The sequence below is a fragment of the Streptomyces sp. 8K308 genome (assembly GCF_004348315.1).
Classification (GTDB): Bacteria; Actinomycetota; Actinomycetes; order Streptomycetales; family Streptomycetaceae; genus Streptomyces.
The window spans coordinates 1-2,226 of record NZ_SMKC01000564.1 but is presented as its reverse complement, the minus strand read 5'-3'; the positions used below and the strand labels follow the sequence as shown (position 1 = coordinate 2,226).

3 protein-coding genes and 1 pseudogene are annotated in these 2,226 nt (G+C 71.2%); 2 read left to right on the top strand and 2 right to left on the bottom strand.

Annotation, left to right across the window (positions count from 1 at the left end):
• The first annotated feature begins 79 nt into the window (after positions 1-79).
• Together E1265_RS35705 and E1265_RS35700 are read left to right on the top strand one after the other, a co-directional pair.
• Positions 80-271 (top strand): hypothetical protein, encoded by a 192-nt coding sequence (locus E1265_RS35705; RefSeq protein ID WP_132935096.1) that lies wholly within the window; start codon positions 80-82, stop codon positions 269-271.
• The gene (locus tag E1265_RS35700) at positions 268-534 is read left to right on the top strand and encodes a hypothetical protein (RefSeq protein ID WP_132935095.1); all 267 of its coding nucleotides are present in this window, start codon (positions 268-270) and stop codon (positions 532-534) included. Before E1265_RS35705 ends, E1265_RS35700 begins: the two co-directional genes overlap by 4 nt.
• Before the next feature lie 169 nt (positions 535-703).
• On the opposite strand, the pseudogene E1265_RS35695 reads toward E1265_RS35700, so the two are convergent.
• Positions 704-1,079: pseudogene (locus tag E1265_RS35695) on the bottom strand (transposase); the annotation flags it as partial.
• A gap of 79 nt (positions 1,080-1,158) precedes the next feature.
• Positions 1,159-2,226, bottom strand: a 1,068-nt coding sequence (locus E1265_RS35690) for a helicase associated domain-containing protein (protein WP_207931347.1), incomplete at its 5' end; no start/stop codon positions are given.

Here is a 2,226-nt window from a genome sequence, read left to right as displayed (position 1 = left end):
CCTTCACCCCGCCCACCACCGACGAAGAGCTCTTCACCCTCCAAGCCCTCGGACGCGCCCACCTCGAGGAGGCCGACCAGTGAGCGGATACGCGTACCTGGCGATCCGCTGCGACGCCGACGGCTGCTACGCGGAAACCCACACCCCAGGCCACGTCGACACTTACAGCGAGGTCCGCCGGATCCGACGGGAGTCCGGTTGGCGCACCCGCCGCGCCCCCGGCCGGCTGCTCGCCCTCTGCCCCGACCACGCCACGGAGGCCAGCCGATGAACGAAATCCCCTGGGGAGGCTGCTGGGAACACGGCTGCGGCGCGGCCGGCGACGCCGTGTGGGACGACGCCGACCTCGCGCCAACCTCCGATCACGACTGCGAGGTCGACGACCACAGCGAAGTGATCTGGTACGGAGAGTGGGTCTGCCACGGCTGCGGCGCCGGCAGCGACGACACCTGGGCCGACGGCGGTTCGCCCCACGCCAGCCACGCCTGCGAGCAGGACGAAGAGTTGGCCCAGCGCCACGGGTATGGGCGATGATGAGGGTGCAGGCACGGTTCTGTCCGGTGGGCATGGGTCTCGACAACCACATGATCACCGACACCGTGCCTGTTCCGCGTCCCGAACCCACATGCGCCAAGGCCGCATGACGGAACATCACACATGAACGCCGGCAAACCGGCTCTTTCGCGATCTTGCAATGCCCCTGCAGCAGAGGCAGGAGCTGGGTGACCGTGCCGGTTGCCGCCGGTGAGCGTGACGGCGAGCGAAATCCCGTGGCGGTCGACGATCAGGTGGTGCTTGGACCCGGGCCGGGCGCGGTCGACGGGCGAGGGGCCGACGTGATCTTTCCTTTGGGCCCGGACGTGCGACCCGTCCGCGGAGCAGTCGTCCAGGTCCAGCAGGTCGGCACGGAGAAGTTCGGTCAGCAGGGTGGCGTGCGGGCGTGGCCAGACGCCGGCCTCGGTCCAGTCCCGCAGCCGGCGCCATGCCGTCACCCCGGAGCAGCCCACGGTCCCGGCCGGGACGTCGCGCCACGCGACACCGGTCCGCAGGACGTACATGATGCCGGCGAGCGGCGCACGAAGAGCGTCTCCCCTCCAGAGACGCCTGAAGCCACGATGCTCTGCGCCGCCCGCACGACCTGGACGGCGCAGAGCGTGTCTACAGCCCGAGTTCGTCCAGGGCGGCCTGTTGCTCGGGCGTGAGCCGGTCCCGCCGCGATCGCGTGTTGCTGCGCCAGACTCCGAGCTTCACCGGCACGGTTTCGGGCTGTTCCTGGCCGTCGCTGGCGATGGCGTCTTCGAGGGCCAGGTGCTCGACGTGGCCGCGTGGGACGCGGAGGTGGCCTTCGCGGGCGAGGTATTGGCGGGCGGCAGCGAGGCCCCGCTGGAACGACCCTGCGCGCCCGCTGGACGGCTTCCTCGCGGCCGGCACGGTGGTGCCGCTGGTCTCCGGGCCCACCGGCTCCTCGGGGTCCTCCACGACGGCCGTAGGGGGCGTCTGGAGCGGGCCGATGCCCAGATCTCCCAGCAGCTCCCGCTGCGCCTGTGTGAGGTGTTTCCAGCCGTGTCGTTGTCGGCGCAGCCACGTCCCGACGTCCACCCCGGCCACCGTCACGCCGGGAAGGATGTCGTTGGGGTCGGCGCCGCCGTCGACGCACTGCTGAACCCTCGCGTAGTTGCGCTGCCACTCGATGGGCCAGGTGGGGTTCCAGTGCTCGTCGATCGCGGCCAGCTGCTCGCGGCGGCGCTCGGCGCGGGCCGTGTCTTTCCCGAGGCCGCCGGGTCGGCGGAGGTTGGCTAGGAGCATCCCGACGGGCCGGTCCAGGATGGTCGCTGACCTCGGCGCGGCGAGGGTGCCGTACTCCTGGTGGTAGGCCCGCAGGACGTCGAGGGTCTCCTCCCAGGCCAACTCCCGTTCGTCCCAGACCATGCCGAGGCGCTCCAGGCGGCGGGCGCGGTTGCCGTTCATGGCGCCGGCCTGGAAGGTCTTCCGCTGGTCGGCGACCCACTGCCCGAGCGGGTAGGCGCCCTCCCGGTGGCTGAACGGCACCCGGGCATGGCCTTCCCGCTTTCGGTAGGCCCGCAGGGCGGCGAGGCCGTGCTCCCAGTCTTGGCGTTCGGTGTCGATGACGTTGTAGGCGATCCACTCCGCGATCGCCGACGGGTCGCGCTTGGAGGAGAACTTCAGCAGCAGCCTTGACTCCTCCTCGCCGTCCTCGGGCGGGAG

Bases quoted from the DNA above. Each gene is read 5' to 3' on its own strand.
- E1265_RS35700 (WP_132935095.1), top strand. From the start codon at position 268: ATGAACGAAATCCCCTGGGGAGGCTGCTGGGAACACGGCTGCGGCGCG.